This window comes from Nocardia sp. NPDC050793 (genome assembly GCF_040654065.1).
Taxonomy (GTDB): Bacteria; Actinomycetota; Actinomycetes; order Mycobacteriales; family Mycobacteriaceae; genus Nocardia.
The window spans coordinates 1119803-1137577 of record NZ_JBFAHG010000001.1 but is presented as its reverse complement, the minus strand read 5'-3'; the positions used below and the strand labels follow the sequence as shown (position 1 = coordinate 1137577).

Here is a 17775-nt window from a genome sequence, read left to right as displayed (position 1 = left end):
GGACAGGTCCCTCCCCGCCGGAGGGCGGAGATCCGCCTAGCTCGTGAGATCGCCCGGATCGGTGTTCGCGCCGCACAGCACGACGCACACCCGCTCTCCGGGCGCGGGACGGTAGCCGCCGCCGGTCAGCGCGGCCATCGCGGTCGCGGCGGCGTGTTCGACCGCCAACCGGTGCTCCGCCCACAGGGCGCGGCGGGTCGCGACGATCTCCTCGTCCGAGACGAGCACCGACACCGAGTCCGACGCGCGCGCCGCGCCGAGGGCCAGCTCGGTGACGCGACGCGCGCCGAGAGCGTCGGCGGCCACCGAGTCGACCGCCACGTCTACGGGTGCGCCCGCCGCGAGCGCGGCGTGCAGTGCCCGGCAATTGCGTGGTTCCGCGGCCACCACTCGGACGCCGTAGTGAGCCGCGGCGGTCGCGATTCCGGCGAACAGGCCGCCGCCGCCCACCGCGACGACGACGGTGTCGAGGCGGGGCAGCTGCCGACGGATCTCGGTCAGCAGGGTGCCAGCGCCCGCGGCGATCAGCGGGTTGTCGTAGGCGTGCGAGAGCAGCGCGCCGCTGGACTCGGCGAAGGTGTGGCAGGCCGCGAGCGCGTCGGCGTACTGCTCGCCGACCAGCCGGACGTCGGCGCCGTAGCCGTGCAGCTTGTCGATCTTCACCGGCGGTGCGGTGGCGGGCAGGAACACCGTGGCAGGCACGTGCTGACTGCGCGCCGCCCAGGCGCAGGCCATGCCCGCGTTGCCCCCGGAGGCGATGGTGACGCCGCGCTCGGGCAGGCTGCCCGCCTCGCGGTGCGCCTGGAGGAAATTCTGCGCGCCACGCGCCTTGAACGACCCGGTGTGCTGGAGGAATTCCAGGGCCAACCAGAGCTGTGGCGATCCGTCGTCCGACTGGTCGGCAGGGGCGATCGTGACAGGTCGCACGCGGCCCGCGATGCGCTCGGCGGCGGCCTTGATGTCCGCGTAACTCAGTTCCATCGGGCTCCGCTCGGGTCCATCGAACGCCCTTCTAGTGCGCTCACCGTCCGAACGCGATCATAGCCAGTCCCGCTCGCGGCGGCGCCCGGCTCGAATTCCGGCCGCACCACATTCGATTTGCCAATCGATTGCGCAAATGCGGCGCGGATTACCGGGTAGGCGTGGGAGAAGCTGTCATGCTCTGTTCGTTCGCTGATCCGGCCCGCTGCCTCGCGCACGGGATGAAGAGAGGTCGATCTGTGAAATCGAGTTGGATAGCGGCGCTCGCGCTGGTGGCTGTCGCGGTGCCGGGCTGTTCCGCTGAAGAATCGGTCGATACCGCCGCTACCTCGTCCGCCCCTCCCGCGCATACGGCCGGTGCGACAACGACCGCGTCGAAGGACACCGATCCCGCAGGCGGCATCCGCATCCCGCTCGGCGAGACGAGAAAAGTTCCGATTCCCGCGGACGCGATCATGGAAATCACGGTTCTCGCCGAATGGGGCGCCGCCGTAAACACGGTGCGCTGCACGGTAACCGACAGCAATGGCAGGAACGAGGATCTGCGTTCCTCGGAGCCGAAGAAACAGGAGCACATCGCGGGCAAGAAGTGGATCACGCTGTGGGCCTTCTCCTCGCCGCCCGCCACCGAGGTCACCGTCGGCTGCCAGGATGCGGGCAATGTGGTCACCGACGCGCAGCTGCGCTACATCCGCGTCGTCCCGCGCGGTCTGAAGCCGAGCTGAGTCACCGTCGCGGCGCGGGACGCGACGGTGGCGCTCGCGCTACTTGCCGTGGGCGCGCAGCTGATAGAGACCCTTGGTCACCGCGACGGTGTTGCCGTCGGCATCGGTGACGACGGCCTCCAGGGTGAAGTCCGACTTGCCGCGTTCGGCCGCCTCGGCCTCGATCCGCGCGATCTCCTCCTCCGGCAGCGTGGCCTCGGCCCGCAGCTGCGATTTCGCCATGCCGACGAACTTGATCTCGAAACCCTTCACCAGCGGGTAGTAGGCGGAATTGTCGAAGGTCGCCACGGCGATGGCGCCGCCGAGCACCTCGGCGACGGTGAACTGCACGCCGGCGTAGATCACCCCGAAGTGATTGCCGTTGCCCTCCAGCGGCACCGTGGTCGCGGCGAATCCGCGGCGCACCTCGACCGCCTGGACGCCCATCTTGGCGGCCGCGGGGATGGTGAACTCCAGGGCGCCGTTGATGATGTCGACGAACGGAGGGGCATCGTCGGAGCTGTTGTCGGCCATGGGGACCGAGTCCTTTCGCGCGTGCGGTCCGGCGCGCCATCGTCCGCGCGGGATCCGCGCTCCCTGCCCGCGGACCTCGTCGTCCTTGATTCACCGGTCCCGTCCTCGACGAGGGCGGGCGCCCTCAGATTAGGAAACGGGAGCTGCGCTGCGCAATCGGCGGCGGTGAGGTCGCGGCGCTGCCGGTCGACGGCGGTGAGCTCGCGGCGCTGCTGGTAGGCGGCGGTGAGGTCGACGGTGAGTTTCGGCGGCGATCGCTGTCGGTGCGCCTGGGTAGCCTCCCAACCGTGGGTGACGACCTGATCGGCTACCGCGAGCGGCCCTCACGATTGCGCGGCGCCGTGGTGTGGACGCGGACCGTGACGCGTATCGAGGAACCGCTGCCGGTCCTGCCGGACGGCTGCATGGACCTGCTGTGGCGGGACGGCACGCTGCTCGTCGCGGGCCCGGATACCACCGCGCATCCCGCGGGCGCTCCGACGGCGACGCGGTACACGGGCGTGCGGTTCTTTCCCGGAACGGCCCCCGCGCTGCTCGGCGTGCCGGCACACGAATTGCGGGACCGGCGAGTCGAATTGGCGGACCTATGGCCCGCGGCGACCGTGCGCGAGCTGGCGGGCCGAGTCGAGAACGCGCCCGACCCGGCCGCCGCGCTGGAGGCGATCGCGCTGCGCAGGGCCGCCGAGACCGGACCGCCCGACCCTGTGCTGCACCGGATCGTCGCGGCGCTGCACGCGGGCCGGTCGGTGGCCGCGACGGCCGACGCCGCCGGACTCGGCGCCAGGCTGCTGCACCGCCGATCGCTGGCCGCCTTCGGTTACGGACCCAAGATGCTGGCCCGCCTCCTGCGTCTACAGCGAGCCTTGGCCGTGGCACGCACGGGCACGCCGCCCGCCGACACCGCGATCGCCGCTGGTTACGCGGATCAGGCCCACTTCGCGCGCGATATGCGAAAGCTGGCCGGAATGCCGCTCGGCGAATGGCTGGCCCGCCGCGGACGAGACCGGCCGAGCGGCGCGTAAGCGGGCCACACCCGGACGGGATCTCAGCTCAGCGGCGCGTACAGGTCGATGCCGTTGCCGTCGGGATCGTTGATCACGGCGTAGCGCTGACCCCACGGCGCGTCCCACGGCTTCAGCTCGCCCCGGTAGCCGGCCGAGGTGAGATCGGCGTAGACCGAATCGACCTCGGCGCCGTCGGCGCAGCGGAAGGCGAGGCCGATGCGGCCCGCGCTGCTCGGCGGCTCCCATTCGGCGTGGAAGGAGCGCACGACGTCCTCGGTGTCGAGTGCGAGCCGCATCCCGCCCGCGAGCTGGGCTTCCACGTGCGGCTGGGTTTCCGCGCCGGCCGGGAACTCCAGGCCGAGGCGGCGATAGAAGTCCAGCGAGGCGGCCATGTTCGAGGTGACGATGCCGATGAAGTCGAGTTGCGGAGTCATATCGGCAGCGTAAGGGCGTGCGGCGGTCCGGTCTTGAACGAATCGGACGTCAGTGGGTCCGCGCGGGCACCAGTTCGGCGATGAGGTTCTCGACCAGGATGCGGATCCGGTCGCGGATGGTGCGGACCACCTCGATCGTCTGGTCGGTCGGGTCGGGCAGCACCCAGTCGCGGTAGCTGATGCCGGGGAAGAACGGGCAGGCGTCGCCGCAGCCCATGGTGATCACCACGTCGGAGACGCCGACGGCCTCGTCGGTCAGCTTGCGCGGCGTCTTGTCGGAGATATCGATGCCGACCTCCGCCATGGCCGCGACCGCGACCGGATTCAGGGTCGCCGCGGGGACGCTGCCCGCGGACCGTGCCTCGATGCGGTCACCGGCGAGGGCGGTGAGAAACCCGGCGGCCATCGGGGATCTGCCTGCGTTGTGCACGCAGACGAACAGCACACTGGGCTTGTGGGCCATCGGGCCGCCTTTCGGGTGGTGCGATGCTGGGTGGTGGCCGGACCGGTCCGACGGTGCGGTGCGGTCCCGGTGCGTGCCGTCCGGAAGGGTTGGGCCGAAACGCTGTCGTAGCGTAAGGGATACGGGCGATCGGTCGCCGAGGATGGGGGACCTCTCGCGGTCGTACCCGACCGATCTTCGCACGGCGCCGCGGTGTTTGCGCTGCTAGAGGCGTCGGGACGCGAAAGTCGTTGTTGTGCCGAAGGTCTATATCCGGACAGAACGGACCGGTTGGTCGCGAAAGTCGTGTGCGGCGCCGAACGCACGACGAGAACGCTTGCCGTGCTTGATGACTGGGTTGCGGCGCAGGAACGCGAAACCGCCGCGACACCCGAGGATGTCGCGGCGGCGGGTCGTGGTGCGGGGTCAGATCGGGCGCAGGTCGATCACCTTGCGCAGCCGCGCCCGGTCGCGTTCGAGCCGCCGCGCCTCGTAGGCGATGGGGAAGTAGCGCACCCGTTCGGGAAGGAGGGGAACGGTCCGCGCGATCAACCAGCCCAGCGCCCGCAGCTTGCGCTCGTCGGCGGCGGTCCAGGTGAGGCCGAGCTTGCGCCGTGCGGCCTCCGGCGTGGTGCCGACGGTGACGAAGTACTGCATCCGTCCGATCGGCGCGACCGCGGCGCGCCACAGCGGCGTGAGGACCCGCGGCAGCTGCTTCGGCGGCGCGACCGAGCGGATCACCCGCAGGTAGTCGTGCGCGGTGCTGGTCTCGTGCAGATGGTTCTCGACCATGTCGGCGAAGAACTTCTCGAAGGCGGCGTAGTTCTCCGGAATCTCCTTGGGCGCCACCGAGAAGTTGCGCATCAGCTGCAACGTCTCCAGGTAGTACGCCTCCTTCTCGGCGTAGGTGAGCGGGCGGCGGGCAAAATACTCGGCGCTCTCGGTGAAGGCGAAGGTTCCGGTGTGCAGCACCCAGGCCCACGGCCCTGACGCGAGCGCCTTGTGCCGCACGCCCGCGGCGTCGGTGGTGTTCAGCGAGGCGTGCATCGAGCGAAGCCGGTCGGCCTCGGCGAGCGCCTCCTCGCCGCCGTAGACCCACATCATCACCGAGGAGAGGCTGCGCACCGCGCGGCCCATGGGGTCGGTGCGGAAGCTGGAGTGCTCGTCGACGACGGCGGAGATGGTCGGCTCCATGGTTTGCAGGAGGAAGGCGGAACCCGCCGTCAGCGAGAACGTGACGAGGCCGGTCTCGTCCCACATCCGGGTGCCCGGCGCGAAGGGGCGGCGCGGAGGCAGTTCCCGCGCGGTGGTCTCGAGTGCGGCGGACGCGGTCATTGTGCGATCTCCTTTGATCGACCCAATTCAGAACGATGAGATGATTAGCATACCAATCTCTCATTCTCTTGTCGTGGGGATGGTCTGTGGTGGCCCGTCCCGCGCCGCGCGACCTACGCTGGCTGCCATGGCGACGGAGCGGACGGGGCGGGTATGACGGGGCAGTGGCGCGAGCGCGCAGGCCGGATCGGCGTGCTCACCGGCGCGGGCATCTCCACCGACTCGGGCATCCCCGACTTCCGCGGGCCGCGCGGGGTGTGGACGAAAGACCCCATCGCCGAACTGCTCTCGACCTACGACAACTACCTGGCCGACCCGGACCTGCGGGAACGCGCGTGGCTGGCCCGACGCGACAACCCGGCCTGGCAGGCGACGCCGAACGCCGCGCACAAGGCGCTCGTCGAGCTCGCGCGCGCGGGTCGTGCGGTCACGATCATCACCCAGAACATCGACCGGCTGCACCAGCGCGCGGGCTCGCCGCCGGAGCGGGTCATCGAGATTCACGGCAACATGTTCGAGGTCGTCTGCGTGGAATGCGCTTTCGAGACCAGCGTGGCCGCCACCCTGGAGCGGGTCGCCGCGGGCGAGCCCGATCCGCCCTGCCCCGAATGTGGCGGCATCCTCAAGGCCGCGACGATCATGTTCGGCCAGCTGATGGATCAGCGCACCCTCGCCAAGGCCGCGATCACCGCCGAGGCCAGCGACATCTTCCTGGCCATCGGCACCTCGCTGCAGGTCGAACCGGCCGCATCGATGTGCGCCGTCGCCGTCCGCGCTGGCGCCGACCTGATCATCGTCAACGCCGAACCGACCCCCTACGACGACATCGCCACCGAAGTGATCCGCGAACCCATCGCCACCGCCGTCCCCCGCCTCGTCGCCGAAATCCTCAGCGCCTGACCACCATCGGCGCCGTTGCCCGCGACCTGCTCAGCCGATTGTGCCGAGGACGCGGTCCAGGTAGGGGTTGGCGAAGCGGCCCTTGGGGTCGAAGCGGCGGCGGACCTCGGTGAAGCGGTCCCAGTCCGGGTAGCGCTCGCGCAGGGTGTCGGCGTTCTGGAAGTGGCGCTTGCCCCAGTGCGGGCGGCCCTGGTAGCGGTCGAAGATCTCTTCGCAGGCGCGGAAGTACGGCTCCCACTCCATGCCGCGGTACTGGTGCACGGCGATGTAGCAGGTGTCGCGGCCGCCCGCGGGGGAGAGGAAGGCGTCGTCGGGCGCGACCCAGCGCACCTCGATCGGCATGGGCGTCCGGAAGCGCGCCGACACCTCTTTGATCTCCCTGATGGCCGCGGCCGAATGTTCGCGCGGGATGGCGTATTCCATCTCGTTGAAGCGAAACAGCCTGGGGGAGGAGAACACCCGGTAGGACCGGTCGACCTGGCGGCGGTAGCTGCCCGCGTAGGCGGCGCCGCGATGGATCCACGGGATGACCGCGGGCTGCCGCTTGGCGAGGCGGCACAGCGCGTCGAAGGTGTAGTTGGACATCAGGATGTCGGTGAACCAGTCCAACATCTTGCCGCGCGGCTGTTCCGGCAGATCGACGCGGTTGTTGCGCTTGGTCATCGCCAGCGGGCTGTGCGCGAACATGTAGAACTCGAAGTGCTCGTTGCCGTCGACGTAGGAATCCAGGTCGGCGAGCACCTCCTCCACCGGCACCGGCCGTTCGACGCCTTCGAGTACGAACGAGGGCACCAGTTGCAGGGTGACCGCCGTGACCACGCCGAGCGCGCCCACGCTGACCCGCGCCGCCCGCCAGCCCTCGGGGTCGTTCTCGGCGTCGAGTTCGACCCGGCTGCCGTCGGCGAGCATCAGCTCGACCGAATGCAGTGCGGCGGAGATGTTCTGCAGGGTCGCGCCCGTGCCGTGCGTGCCGGTCGCGGTCGCGCCTGCGACGGTCTGCACATCGATGTCGCCGAGGTTGGGGAAGGCCAGCCCGGCGGCGTGCAGGGCCGCGCTTGCCGCGTTGAGGGTGATGCCCGCCTCGACTCGCGCCCGGCCGGTCGCGGCGTCGAGCTCGAGGACGCGGTTCATCCGCGAGAGGTTCAGCAGCGTGCCGTCGGTGAGAACGGTGTCGGTGAAGGAGTGCCCGGCGCCCGCGACCCGGACGCTCTGCCCGCGGTCCGCCGCGCTGGCGAGCAGTTCGGCGAGTTCCTCGTGGTTGCGCGGGGACGCGATGGTCGCCGGTGTGCAGTGTTGATCCCCGGCCCAGTTCACCCACGAGTTGGTCATGTGTCCAACTTTAAGCCATGTGATGTGACGCGCGCTACCCGCGCTCGACTTTTCGATTACCGGCGGCGGCCAAGGCAGGTGTGCGCCTTGGCCGTTTCGACTTCTTCGTCGTTCAGCGGCGCGACCAGCAGCGGCATGCGCGGGACGGAGTCGGAGCGCACCCCGTTCAGCATGATGGCCGCATAACGTTGCCAGACATCGGGATTGACGGGCTTGGCGAACTCGGCCAGCGCGTCGACCATGTGGATCAGTGCGAAGAAATCGCTCGGCTCGATCTCGGGCTGCAAGGTTCCCGCGTCGCGGGCGCGGTCGATGACGGCCGCGACGGTCGGCTTGATGCGATCGCGCAGCGCGGCGAACCGCCCCGGATCCTCCTCGAGCTCGAGCATGACCTCACTGAAGCCGCGATTGTTCGCCAGATGCCTGCAGGCGTACTCGAAGAACTGGACGAGCCCGAGCCATGGATCGGGGTGCTGGGCCGCCTCCTCGGCCGCCACGGCGAACTCGCCGATATGCTGCTCGAAGACCTCGGCGATCAGCTCCTTCTTGTTGGCGAATCGTCGGTACACGGTCCCCACGCCGACGCCCGCTTTCTCCGCGACGTCGTCGAGGGTGATCTCGAGTCCGTGCTCGGCGAACAACTCGCGCGCCGCGGCGACGATGCGCTGCTGATTGCGCGCGGCGTCGGCACGCAGGCGCCGAGGTGGAGCGGGGGCCGTGGCGTGATTCACATCCCCATGCTAGCAAGAATCGGGATTAAGCGGAGGCGTTCCCTCCGTTAACGTGGTAGCTTCTACCGGTAAGTGGAGATGGCATCTCCGCATCGATACTTCGGACTTCGAGGGGACCTATGACTACCGCGATCGATCGTGGGGCGCCAGCCCCCGAGAAAGCCGAGCGCCGCGGCTCACACGCGCTGCGCTGGTGGGTGCTCGCCGTGCTCGGCGTGGCACAGCTGATGGTGGTGCTCGACGCCACCGTGGTGAACATCGCACTTCCCGCCGCCCAGCAGGACCTCGGCTTCAGCGACGCCGACCGCCAGTGGGTGATCACCGGCTACGCGCTGGCCTTCGGCAGCCTGCTGTTGCTCGGCGGACGCCTGAGCGACCTGTTCGGCCGCCGCAACACCTTCATCGTCGGGCTGGTCGGCTTCGCCGCCGCCTCGGCCATCGGCGGCGCCGCGCCCAACTTCGAGGTGCTGGTCGCGGCTCGCGTCGGCCAGGGCGTGTTCGGCGCGCTGCTCGCACCCGCCGCGCTGTCGCTGTTGACCGTCACCTTCACCGAACCGTCCGAGCGGGCCAAGGCTTTCGGCATCTTCGGCGCGGTCGCCGGTACCGGCGGCGCGATCGGCCTGCTGCTCGGCGGCGCGCTCACCGAGTGGGCCAACTGGCGCTGGGTCATGTTCGTCAACCTGGCCTTCGCGGCGGTCGCGCTGGTCGGTGCGGTGCTGCTGCTCGCCAAGCATGTCAGCGCCGAGCGGCCCAAGCTCGACATCCCCGGCACCGTCGTGGTGACCGCGGCGCTGTTCGGCATCGTCTACGGCTTCTCGCACGCGGAGACCGACGGCTGGACCAACGGCGCCACCCTGGCCTTCCTCATCGGCGGCGCGGCGCTGCTCGCGGTGTTCGTCTGGCTGGAGTCCCGGGTCGCGCACCCGCTGCTGCCGCTGCGGATCCTGCTGGACCGCACCCGCGGGGGCTCCTACATGACCGTGTTCGTGATGGGCATCGGCATGTTCGCGATCTTCCTGTTCCTGACCTACTACATGCAGCTGAGCCTGGGCTACTCGCCGATCAAGACCGGCGTGGCGTTCCTGCCGATGGTGGCGGCCATGATCGTCTCCTCGACCACGACGCCCTCTCTGCTGCTGCCGAAGTTCGGTCCGAAGATCGTCGTGACCGCCGGATTCCTGATCGCGGCCGCGGGCATGGCCTGGCTGACCAGGATCGGCCTGGACACCGGCTACGGCACGCACATCCTGCCCGCCCTGATCCTGATGGGTCTCGGCCTCGGTGGCGCCATGGCGACCGCCTTCCAGGGCGCGACCTCGGGCGTGGAGCACGAGGACGCGGGCGTGGCCTCGGCCATGATCAACACCAGTCAGCAGGTCGGCGGCTCGATCGGCACCGCGCTGCTGAGCACCATCGCCGCCTCGGCCGCCACGGACTACCTGTCCACCGCGCAGCCCGGCCCGCTGGCCGTCGCGCAGGCTCAGATCGAGAGCTACACCACCAGCTTCTGGTGGGCCACCGCGATCTTCGTACTCGGCGCCGTGCTCTCGGCGGTACTGATGCCGAACACTCAGCCCGAGCCCGCGGAGGGTGAGCCGGTACTCGCGCACTGAGCCGGATACAACCCGAAAGGCCACGAAGGCAACCCGAAAAGTCCCGAGGTAGCTCGAAAAGCACAGCGCCCGCGCCGGTTTCGACCGGACGCGGGCGCTGTGCTGTGCGGCGACCGTCAGTAGTTGCTCGGAGCCTGGACGCCCGCGAATCAACCGAACGCCCGCGGCGCGGCATGGGTGCTCGCCGCGTTGTGATCGGCGCCGGGAATGAGGTCGAGCCGCACCGGCGTGCCTGCCCGCCAGTGGCGCTCGGTCACCGCGGACCAAGCAGGGATCGACCTCTGCTCGAAGTTTGCTGACGCCCGGTTCGGAGCCTTGCCGCCGCCGTCGGACGCGCGTCGGGTAGTGCCTGTCGTGCCGCCATGGTCGCTCCAGTGCCGAAGGGATAGGGGAGGGCCGAACCGGCGAAACCTTCGCGGCATTCGGAGTCGGCGGCCTGACCCGTGCCGACGAACGCGGCTGTTCGTCATCCGTGTCCCCTGGGCGAACCGACCGTGTGGTCCTACCGATAGCATGACGCCGGTGACGTTCGGCGCGGCAGGAGGTCAGCAGATGGGCTCGCAAGCCCGCGTTCCGTCCGTCGAGCCCGCGGTGCTTCTGGTGATCTCGTTGGGTGGCGGGCTCGGCGCCGTAATGCGTTACGCGGTCGGACTCCGGTGGCCGCCGCAGCCGGGCCAAGTGCCGTGGGCTACCTTCACCGTGAATGTCGTCGGTTGCTTCGCGATCGGAATTCTGATGATTCTGATCACCGAGGTCTGGGTAGCCCACAGACTGCTGCGCCCCTTCCTCGGTGTCGGGTTGCTGGGCGGTTTCACGACGTTTTCGACCTATAGCCTCGAGATTCGTAGACTGCTCGAATCGGGCGACACGACCGAGGCACTCGGGTATCTCGGGGGGACGGTGGCGGCGACGCTCGCCGCGGTTTGGCTCGGCATGGGGGTGGCGCGGCTCGCGGCAGGGACGGCAGGACCGCGACGGCGCGGTGGACGACGGTGAACGGCGCATCGCCCGACGGCGACGCGGTGGACGACTGGGCACGTACTACGAAAGGGGGTCATGCGATGAGTGGTTCACCTGCGGACGCGGGGCAGTGGCGGCAGGCCGCGCGGTTGACGGTGCTGCTCGACGAGGACGACAAGTGGCGGCACGGCCCCCTGTTCCACGAGATCGTGCGCCGCGCGCGCGACGCGAACCTGGCAGGCGCGAGCGTGTGGCGCGGCGTGGAGGGCTACGGCGCGTCCTCGCGCATCCACACCAGTCGCGTCCTCGACTTGGCCGAACACCTTCCCGTGCAGGTGATGATCGTCGACGAGCCGCAGCGCTTGCGGTCGTTCGTCGAGCAGAACGCCGAGGTGCTCGGCGGCGTGACCGTCACGCTGTCGCCGGTGGAGACCTGGCAGGAGGCTCGATGACCGCGGTGCTCGTCGTGCTCGGAGGCATGGTCGGCGCGCCGCTGCGCTATCTGATCGACCGGGCCATGGCCGCCCGTTTCGAATCCCTGCTGCCTTTGGGAACTTTGACCGTTAATATTGTCGGTTCGGCGGCGCTGGGCGGTTTGTACGGCGCGACCGCGGACAGCTGGCTCCTCTCGTTGGCGGGAACCGGCTTCTGCGGCGCGTTGACGACGTTCAGCACATTCGGTTACGAGACCATCCGGCTGGTCGCGGACGGCGCCTACACCTACGCGGTGGGCAATGTCGTGATCAGCGTGGCGGCCTGCTTGGCCGCGGTGTACGCCGCCGCGTCCGCGACCCAGTGGTTGTGGGCATGATCTTGATGACGAGCCGGGCGCAGCCGACCTGGAAGGGAGACCCGAGCATGGCCCATGATCGAGCCGGGCGACCCGCGCGGGCGACCGACCTGGAGGACATCGCCCACCTGGTGACCGCCTACTACAGCCACATCCCCGACCCGGCGAATCCGGCCCAGCAGGTGGAGTTCGGCACCTCGGGACATCGCGGGTCCAGCCTGGACTGCGCGTTCAACGAGGCGCACATCCTCGCGATCACCCAGGCGATCGTCGAATACCGCGCTACCAGGGGCATCACCGGTCCGGTATATCTGGCCAGGGACACCCACGCGCTGTCCGAGCCCGCGTGGACCACCGCGCTCGAGGTGCTCGCGGCCAACGACGTCACCGCGGTGATCGACGCCCGCGACCGCTACACGCCGACTCCGGCGCTGAGCCACGCGGTGTTGCGGCACAACACCAACGGCACCAAGCACCAGGCCGACGGCATCGTGGTCACACCCTCGCACAATCCGCCACGCGACGGCGGCTTCAAATACAACCCGCCGCACGGCGGTCCGGCCGACACCGTCGCCACCGACGTTATCGCCGCGCGGGCGAACGAGCTGCTGCGCACCGGGCTGTCCGAGGTGAAGCGCACCACGTTGCAGCACGCGCTGGCCACCAGCGTCCGGCGCTACGACTACCTCGACAACTACATCGCCGACCTGCCGAACGTGTTGAATCTGGACGCGATTCGCGGCGCGGGCATCCGCCTTGGCGCCGACCCGATGGGCGGCGCCAGCGTCGACTACTGGGAGGAGATCGGCCAGCGCTACGACCTCGAACTCGAGGTCGTCAACCCGTTCGTCGACCCGACCTGGCGCTTCATGACGCTGGACAGCGACGGCAAGATCCGGATGGACCCGTCCTCGCGCTACGCCATGGCGGGGCTGGTGGCGATCAAGGACGACTACGACATCTCCACCGGCAACGACGCCGACGCCGACCGGCACGGCATCGTGACCCCCGATGGCGGGCTGATGAACCCCAACCACTTCCTCGCGGTGGCCATCGAATATCTGGTGGCGAACCGCATCGGCTGGGACGCGCTGACCAAGATCGGCAAGACCGTGGTCACCTCGTCCATGATCGACCGGGTGGTCGGCGTACTCGGCCGCGACGTGCACGAGGTGCCGGTCGGGTTCAAGTGGTTCGTCCCCGGATTGTTCAGCGGCAGCCTCGCTTTCGGCGGGGAGGAGAGCGCGGGCGCCTCGTTCCTGCGGATGGACGGCACGGTGTGGACCACCGACAAGGACGGCATCCTGCTCGCGTTGCTCGCCGCCGAGATCGCCGCGTGCACCGGCCAGACGCCGTCCGCGCGCTACGTCGAGCTCGAGCGCCGCTACGGCAGTCCCGCCTACGCCCGCATCGACGCCCCGGCCACCGCGGAACAGAAAGCGCGGTTGGCGAGGTTGACTCCCGATGTGATCACCACCAAAGAGATCGCGGGCGAGCCGATCACCGCCGTGCTCACCCGCGCACGAGGCAACGGCGCGCCGTTGGGCGGACTGAAAGTCACCACGGAGAACGCCTGGTTCGCCGCGCGTCCGTCCGGCACCGAGGACAAGTACAAGATCTACGCGGAGTCGTTCCACGGCAGCGAGCACCTGGCCCAGGTGCAGGCGGCCGCGGAGGAGATGGTGGGCAAGGCGCTGACGGGTGAGCTGTAGAGCCAGGGCGCTGGCGAGCACGAGGGCCGGAGGGCTGCCCAGCGAGATCTGGGTGATGATCGGAGCCGCGTTCGTCATCGCCATCGGATTCGGACTCGTGGCGCCGGTGCTGCCGCAGTTCGCGCGCAGCTTCGGCGTCGGGGTGGCGGCCGCGTCCGCGATCGTCAGCGCGTTCGCGTTGATGCGGCTGCTGTTCGCGCCGGTCAGCGGTCGGCTGGTGCAGCGGCTGGGGGAGCGCTGGGTATACCTGTCCGGCTTGGTGATCGTCGCGGTGTCCACCGGAGCGAGCGCGCTGGCCCAGAGTTATTGGCAGCTGCTGGCTTTGCGCTCGGTCGGCGGCATCGGCTCGACCATGTTCACCGTGTCGTCGCTGGCGCTGGTGATCCGCCTGTCGCCGCCGGAGCAGCGCGGGCGGGTGTCGGGCCTGTGGTCGACGAGCTTCCTGATCGGATCGGTGAGCGGTCCGCTGGTCGGCGGTGCCCTGGCCGGGCTCGGGCTGCGCGCGCCGTTCCTCATCTACGCCGTGGCGCTGCTCGCGGTGAGCGCCGCGGTCTACCTGAGCCTGCGCCATTCGCATCTGGCCGCACCCGAGGTCAGCGGCGAACTACGCGTCATGACCTTCCGTCAGGCGCTGGCTCGCCCGGCCTACCGTGCCGTGCTGTGGTCGAACTTCGCCAACGGCGCGGCCATTTTCGGCGTCCGGATGGCGCTGGTGCCGCTGCTCGTGGTGGAGGTGCTGAAGCAGCCCGCGGGTATGGCGGGCGTCGCGCTGACGGCTTTCGCCGCGGGCAACGTCGCGGTGCTGTTCCTGTCCGGCAGGCTGTCGGATCGGTGGGGACGCAAGCCGTTCCTCGTCGTCGGCTCGCTGGTGTGCGCGCTCGGCACCGCCGGACTCGGCTACGCCCCGGATTTCGGCTGGCTGCTGGTGACCTCCGTTGTCGCCGGGCTCGGCTCGGGCATGCTGACGCCGACCCAGCAGGCCGCGCTAGCCGACATCCTAGGACCCAAGGCGCGCGGCGGGCCGGTACTCGCGGGCTTCCAGATGGCGGCCGACTTCGGCGCCGTGGTCGGTCCGGTCGCTGTCGGCGCGCTGGCCCAGCACACCTCCTACGGGCCTGCCCTCGCTGTGACCGGTGCGCTGCTGGCCGTCGCGGCCGCGGCGTGGACGGTCGTCCCCGAACCGCTGCAACGGCACACCGCCGAGGTCGAGACCGATCACGTCGCGGCGGTGCCGTGCGACGACGCGGAGTATCAGCTCGCGCACCGTGCCGCCGACGAGTGCGAGGAAGCGCGCGACCAGATCCGCGACGAGCAACCCGCTTCGCACACCGGGTCACGTCTCTAGTCAGGCAGGAATCGATCTGCGGGCAACGGAATTCGGTCCGTCGGCGGGCAGTGCGCCCGCAGGCCGAACCGTTGCCGATGGCACCCAACTGCCCGAGCACCTCGCAGGCCGTGTGCACACCTCGCAGAGGTTGCACCCGCTGCGAGGTGTCGACAGAGCCTGCGAAGTCTGCGGGGCTCCGCGAAGTCCAGCACTCCGCTCGGGCGGCTCCGCGTGGTCCCACACAGCTTGCTGACGCTTCACACAGGCGGTGCCTATGTGAAGCGTCCACACGATCTGTGACGGCGAGCTGCGCAGAGTCGACGCCGGTGTAGGCGACTCGCACCGCCCGGCGCACACCGGCATCGGGGATTGCGGCAGAGTGTTGACGTGAGTCAATCGCGTTCGAACTACACCCCGCGCCCGATGTCCAGCGCGACCAGCTTCGCGCTCGGCGGCGTCGCGCTCGCGCTGATCGTGTTGATCGTGTTCCTGGCGTTCCGCTGGGGCCGGGACGAACCGGACGTGCGCAACGACGGCTACGGCCCTGTGCGCGACCCCGGCGTGCACGCGGTGCTGCAACCCGACGGTGTCGTCGTCCTCGGCAAGCAGGACGCGGCCACGACGATCGACGTCTACGAAGACCCGCTGTGCCCCGCCTGCGGCGCGCTGGAGCGGGTCTACGGCCAGGAACTGGCCCAGCAACTGGACGAGGGCAAGCTCGCGGTGCGGTACCACTACGTGAACTTCCTCGACCCGAAGTCGAGCAGCAAGGACTACTCGACGCGCGCGGTCGCCGCCACCGAATGCGTCGCCGAGGCGGGCATCGGCCCGGTGTACTCGAAGTTCCACGAGCTGCTGTTCGTGTCGAAGCAGCCGAAGGAAGGCGGCGACGACCTCGGCAACGAGCAGCTGTCCGGCCTGGCACGAGACGCGGGAGCGCCCGAATCGGTCGTGCAGTGCGTGGCGAGCGGGGCGAAGGCGGCGGACGCCAAGGCGCACGCGCAGGCGGCCATGGACGACCTGAACGCGCGATTGGACGGCCGCGCCGCGACGCCGTCGGTGTTCGACGGACAGAACAAGATCGACGTGAACAACGAGGAGTGGGTTGTCGAGCTGACTCGCTGAACATCCGGCTCCCCCTGCGGGCCGGGCGTTCAGCGCGCCCGGCTCAGCCCGTGACGTCGTCTGGGATGTCGTCCTCCGGTGCGATGCGGCTGAGTTGCCGGTGGAGTGGTATGTGCCCGTCGAGCGGGTAGAGCAGGTCCTCGCAGGTCGGGCGGTCGGCGGTGAACGGGCTCGGCTCGGCGCTTCCCGCGCGGCCGGCTACCTGCGCCGGTCTCGAAACGCGCGAAAAAGCCTGGACGCCAACGTTTCCTGCTATGGGTAGCGCGATATCGGTGTGCGGGAACAGGTATCGCGCACCTTCCCGTCCCGTGGTGTGCACGTCACCGTTCGGTGCGGTCCATTGCATCCGATCGCGATCCGCACGCCACACGCGCCATCGCTGTTTCCTCTTGTCCGCCAAAGACTTCAGTCGGCGATGCCGCGAACAGAGCACGGCGAGCCCGCTGCCGGTGCGCTCCAGTTCGGCTTCCGCGGCCGGGATCGTGCACCCGGGAAACCGGCACATCCCGTCCACCGCCCGTATCTCGCGCCCCACGCGTCGTCGCGCCGCCTCTTCCGTCACACCCGCGTCGGTGTTCGAATGCTCGGGAACCACCTGGAATTGCGCGTGCTCGGCGAGCAACCGGGCCAGCGCCGCGTCGATCGGCCCGTAGCCGGCCAGGAACGCGGGCGACTCCCGCATGTCGAGTAGCGCCTCCGCGGCGATCCCGATCTGGATCAACGGCCCTCGCGGCGGCTGCGCGGGCGCACCGGCCTTCGGGCACCGTTCGCCACGGCCGCACTGGCAGCGCAGCCGCCCCGACCCGTCCGCGAGCGCCACCAGTGCGTCGGCCCGCCGCTGCGGCATCGTTCTCGGGTCCGCGGCGCAGACCTGCAAACTCATCTCCCGCAACCGCATCGCTACCGTCTGCGCTCCTGGTGCGGGTAGTAGCCCGTCGAACACCGCCATGCTGTCCTGCACGGCGCGAATCCGCACGTCACGGTCGTCCTGTCGCCGCTCCCGCCGCCGCTGCGCACCGGCGGGATCCAGCCGGTGCGCCCACCGCCGCGCCGCCTGCCGCAAACGCGCGGGATTGGTCCGCGCCGCCGCCTCCAGCAGCCGCGGTTCCAGCACGTCGACGACCTCTTTCGTCAGCGCCCGCGTGCTGTCCACGATCACCCGCACCTTGGCAAGGTCGATCCGCCCCGCCGCGAACGCCGCCCTGGTCCGCGGCAGCGCCTCCTCGAGAACCAGCCCGATATCGATCAGCGCCCCCGCCGTTCCCTCGTCCACATACAACGCCACCGCCGCCTCCGCCGCCGCGAATTCCCCGGCCCGCACCCCGCCCGGCCCAGGCTCGGCGCTCGCGGCCCGGTGTCTCCGATACAGCTCGCGCACCGCGAACACCTCCGCCGCCTGCGCCGCGGCCGCCGCCCCGTGCGCCGCCCTGAGCGCGTCGATCAACCCTTCGTCACTCATGGCCCCGAAGTCCATCGCAGAGAGCTGATTGTGTTCGAACATGTGTTCGATTCTACGGTTGAGTTCGCCCACCCGCCACCCTTTTGTCCAGGCGATTTGTTTGCTGACACGCCGGTGGTGTAACTTTCATCAGGCGCGAGGGAAACCGAGCGCGACCCACCAAGGGGCTATGGCGCAGCTGGTAGCGCACCACACTGGCAGTGTGGGGGTCAGGGGTTCGAGTCCCCTTAGCTCCACCCATTTACACAGGTCAGACCCGGCATCGCGCCGGGTCTGATTTGTTTTGTCTTGCACCAACCCCACGTTTGCCCCACAATTCCGCTTCGAAATTGCGGCGAACTGGGACGGAGCACCCAGGGGCGGTCCTGTGTCACGTGGATGAGGTGCCTCTACCC

18 protein-coding genes and 1 tRNA gene are annotated in these 17775 nt (G+C 69.6%); 11 read left to right on the top strand and 8 right to left on the bottom strand.

Annotated elements, in window-relative coordinates:
• Window positions 1-36 precede the first annotated feature (36 nt).
• Window positions 37-981, bottom strand: a complete 945-nt coding sequence (locus AB0H50_RS05050) for a threonine/serine dehydratase (protein ID WP_357446872.1) — start codon at window positions 979-981, stop codon at window positions 37-39.
• 239 nt (window positions 982-1220) lie between these two features.
• On the opposite strand from AB0H50_RS05050, the gene AB0H50_RS05045 reads away from it, so the two are divergent.
• Window positions 1221-1706 (top strand): hypothetical protein, encoded by a 486-nt coding sequence (locus AB0H50_RS05045; RefSeq protein ID WP_357446869.1) that lies wholly within the window; start codon window positions 1221-1223, stop codon window positions 1704-1706.
• A 39-nt stretch (window positions 1707-1745) separates the two neighbouring features.
• On the opposite strand, the gene AB0H50_RS05040 is transcribed toward AB0H50_RS05045, so the two are convergent.
• A complete protein-coding gene (locus AB0H50_RS05040; RefSeq protein ID WP_357446866.1) occupies window positions 1746-2219 on the bottom strand; it encodes a YiiD C-terminal domain-containing protein in 474 nt (157 codons plus the stop codon).
• A 287-nt stretch (window positions 2220-2506) separates the two neighbouring features.
• Between AB0H50_RS05040 and AB0H50_RS05035 the strand changes: the two genes are divergently transcribed.
• Window positions 2507-3241, top strand: a complete 735-nt coding sequence (locus AB0H50_RS05035) for a helix-turn-helix domain-containing protein (protein WP_357446863.1) — start codon at window positions 2507-2509, stop codon at window positions 3239-3241.
• Between the two features lie 23 nt (window positions 3242-3264).
• Here the strand turns inward: AB0H50_RS05035 and AB0H50_RS05030 are convergent, their stop codons facing one another.
• The 3 genes from AB0H50_RS05030 to AB0H50_RS05020 all read right to left on the bottom strand — a co-directional run bounded on the left by AB0H50_RS05030 (window position 3265) and on the right by AB0H50_RS05020 (window position 5434).
• Window positions 3265-3657 carry a VOC family protein gene (locus tag AB0H50_RS05030; protein WP_357446860.1) on the bottom strand — a complete coding sequence of 131 codons (393 nt, stop codon included), beginning with the start codon at window positions 3655-3657 and terminating at the stop codon, window positions 3265-3267.
• 49 nt (window positions 3658-3706) lie between these two features.
• Window positions 3707-4120, bottom strand: coding sequence for an arsenate reductase ArsC (locus AB0H50_RS05025; protein ID WP_357446857.1), 414 nt, complete (start codon window positions 4118-4120; stop codon window positions 3707-3709).
• 405 nt (window positions 4121-4525) lie between these two features.
• Window positions 4526-5434, bottom strand: a complete 909-nt coding sequence (locus AB0H50_RS05020; protein WP_357446855.1) for an oxygenase MpaB family protein — start codon at window positions 5432-5434, stop codon at window positions 4526-4528.
• Window positions 5435-5587: 153 nt separating this feature from the next.
• Between AB0H50_RS05020 and AB0H50_RS05015 the strand changes: the two genes are divergently transcribed.
• Window positions 5588-6334, top strand: a complete 747-nt coding sequence (locus AB0H50_RS05015; protein ID WP_357446852.1) for a Sir2 family NAD-dependent protein deacetylase — start codon at window positions 5588-5590, stop codon at window positions 6332-6334.
• Between the two features lie 30 nt (window positions 6335-6364).
• Here the strand turns inward: AB0H50_RS05015 and AB0H50_RS05010 are convergent, their stop codons facing one another.
• Both AB0H50_RS05010 and AB0H50_RS05005 read right to left on the bottom strand, forming a co-directional pair.
• The gene (locus tag AB0H50_RS05010) at window positions 6365-7663 is read right to left on the bottom strand and encodes a D-arabinono-1,4-lactone oxidase (RefSeq protein WP_357446849.1); all 1299 of its coding nucleotides are present in this window, start codon (window positions 7661-7663) and stop codon (window positions 6365-6367) included.
• Between the two features lie 56 nt (window positions 7664-7719).
• Window positions 7720-8394 (bottom strand): TetR/AcrR family transcriptional regulator, encoded by a 675-nt coding sequence (locus AB0H50_RS05005; protein WP_357446846.1) that lies wholly within the window; start codon window positions 8392-8394, stop codon window positions 7720-7722.
• 119 nt (window positions 8395-8513) lie between these two features.
• Between AB0H50_RS05005 and AB0H50_RS05000 the strand changes: the two genes are divergently transcribed.
• The 7 genes from AB0H50_RS05000 (at window position 8514) to AB0H50_RS04970 (ending at window position 15921) form a co-directional block, all read left to right on the top strand.
• Window positions 8514-10007, top strand: a complete 1494-nt coding sequence (locus tag AB0H50_RS05000; protein WP_357446843.1) for an MFS transporter — start codon at window positions 8514-8516, stop codon at window positions 10005-10007.
• Window positions 10008-10529: 522 nt separating this feature from the next.
• A complete protein-coding gene (gene crcB, locus AB0H50_RS04995; protein ID WP_357446840.1) occupies window positions 10530-11003 on the top strand; it encodes a fluoride efflux transporter CrcB in 474 nt (157 codons plus the stop codon).
• 65 nt (window positions 11004-11068) lie between these two features.
• Window positions 11069-11419, top strand: a complete 351-nt coding sequence (locus AB0H50_RS04990) for a DUF190 domain-containing protein (RefSeq protein ID WP_357446837.1) — start codon at window positions 11069-11071, stop codon at window positions 11417-11419.
• Entirely contained in the window at window positions 11416-11778 is a 363-nt protein-coding gene (crcB, locus tag AB0H50_RS04985; protein WP_357446834.1) for a fluoride efflux transporter CrcB, read from the top strand. Before AB0H50_RS04990 ends, crcB (AB0H50_RS04985) begins: the two co-directional genes overlap by 4 nt.
• Window positions 11779-11825: 47 nt before the next feature.
• Entirely contained in the window at window positions 11826-13469 is a 1644-nt protein-coding gene (pgm, locus tag AB0H50_RS04980) for a phosphoglucomutase (alpha-D-glucose-1,6-bisphosphate-dependent) (protein WP_357447298.1), read from the top strand.
• Between the two features lie 55 nt (window positions 13470-13524).
• Window positions 13525-14814 (top strand): MFS transporter, encoded by a 1290-nt coding sequence (locus AB0H50_RS04975; RefSeq protein WP_357447295.1) that lies wholly within the window; start codon window positions 13525-13527, stop codon window positions 14812-14814.
• Between the two features lie 369 nt (window positions 14815-15183).
• Window positions 15184-15921, top strand: coding sequence for a thioredoxin domain-containing protein (locus AB0H50_RS04970; protein WP_357446831.1), 738 nt, complete (start codon window positions 15184-15186; stop codon window positions 15919-15921).
• A 43-nt stretch (window positions 15922-15964) separates the two neighbouring features.
• Here AB0H50_RS04970 and AB0H50_RS04965 read toward each other — a convergent pair whose 3' ends face one another.
• Window positions 15965-17422, bottom strand: a complete 1458-nt coding sequence (locus tag AB0H50_RS04965; protein ID WP_357446828.1) for a DUF222 domain-containing protein — start codon at window positions 17420-17422, stop codon at window positions 15965-15967.
• A 121-nt stretch (window positions 17423-17543) separates the two neighbouring features.
• Here AB0H50_RS04965 and AB0H50_RS04960 point away from each other — a divergent pair.
• Window positions 17544-17616, top strand: a tRNA-Ala gene (locus tag AB0H50_RS04960).
• The last annotated feature ends 159 nt before the right edge of the window (window positions 17617-17775 follow it).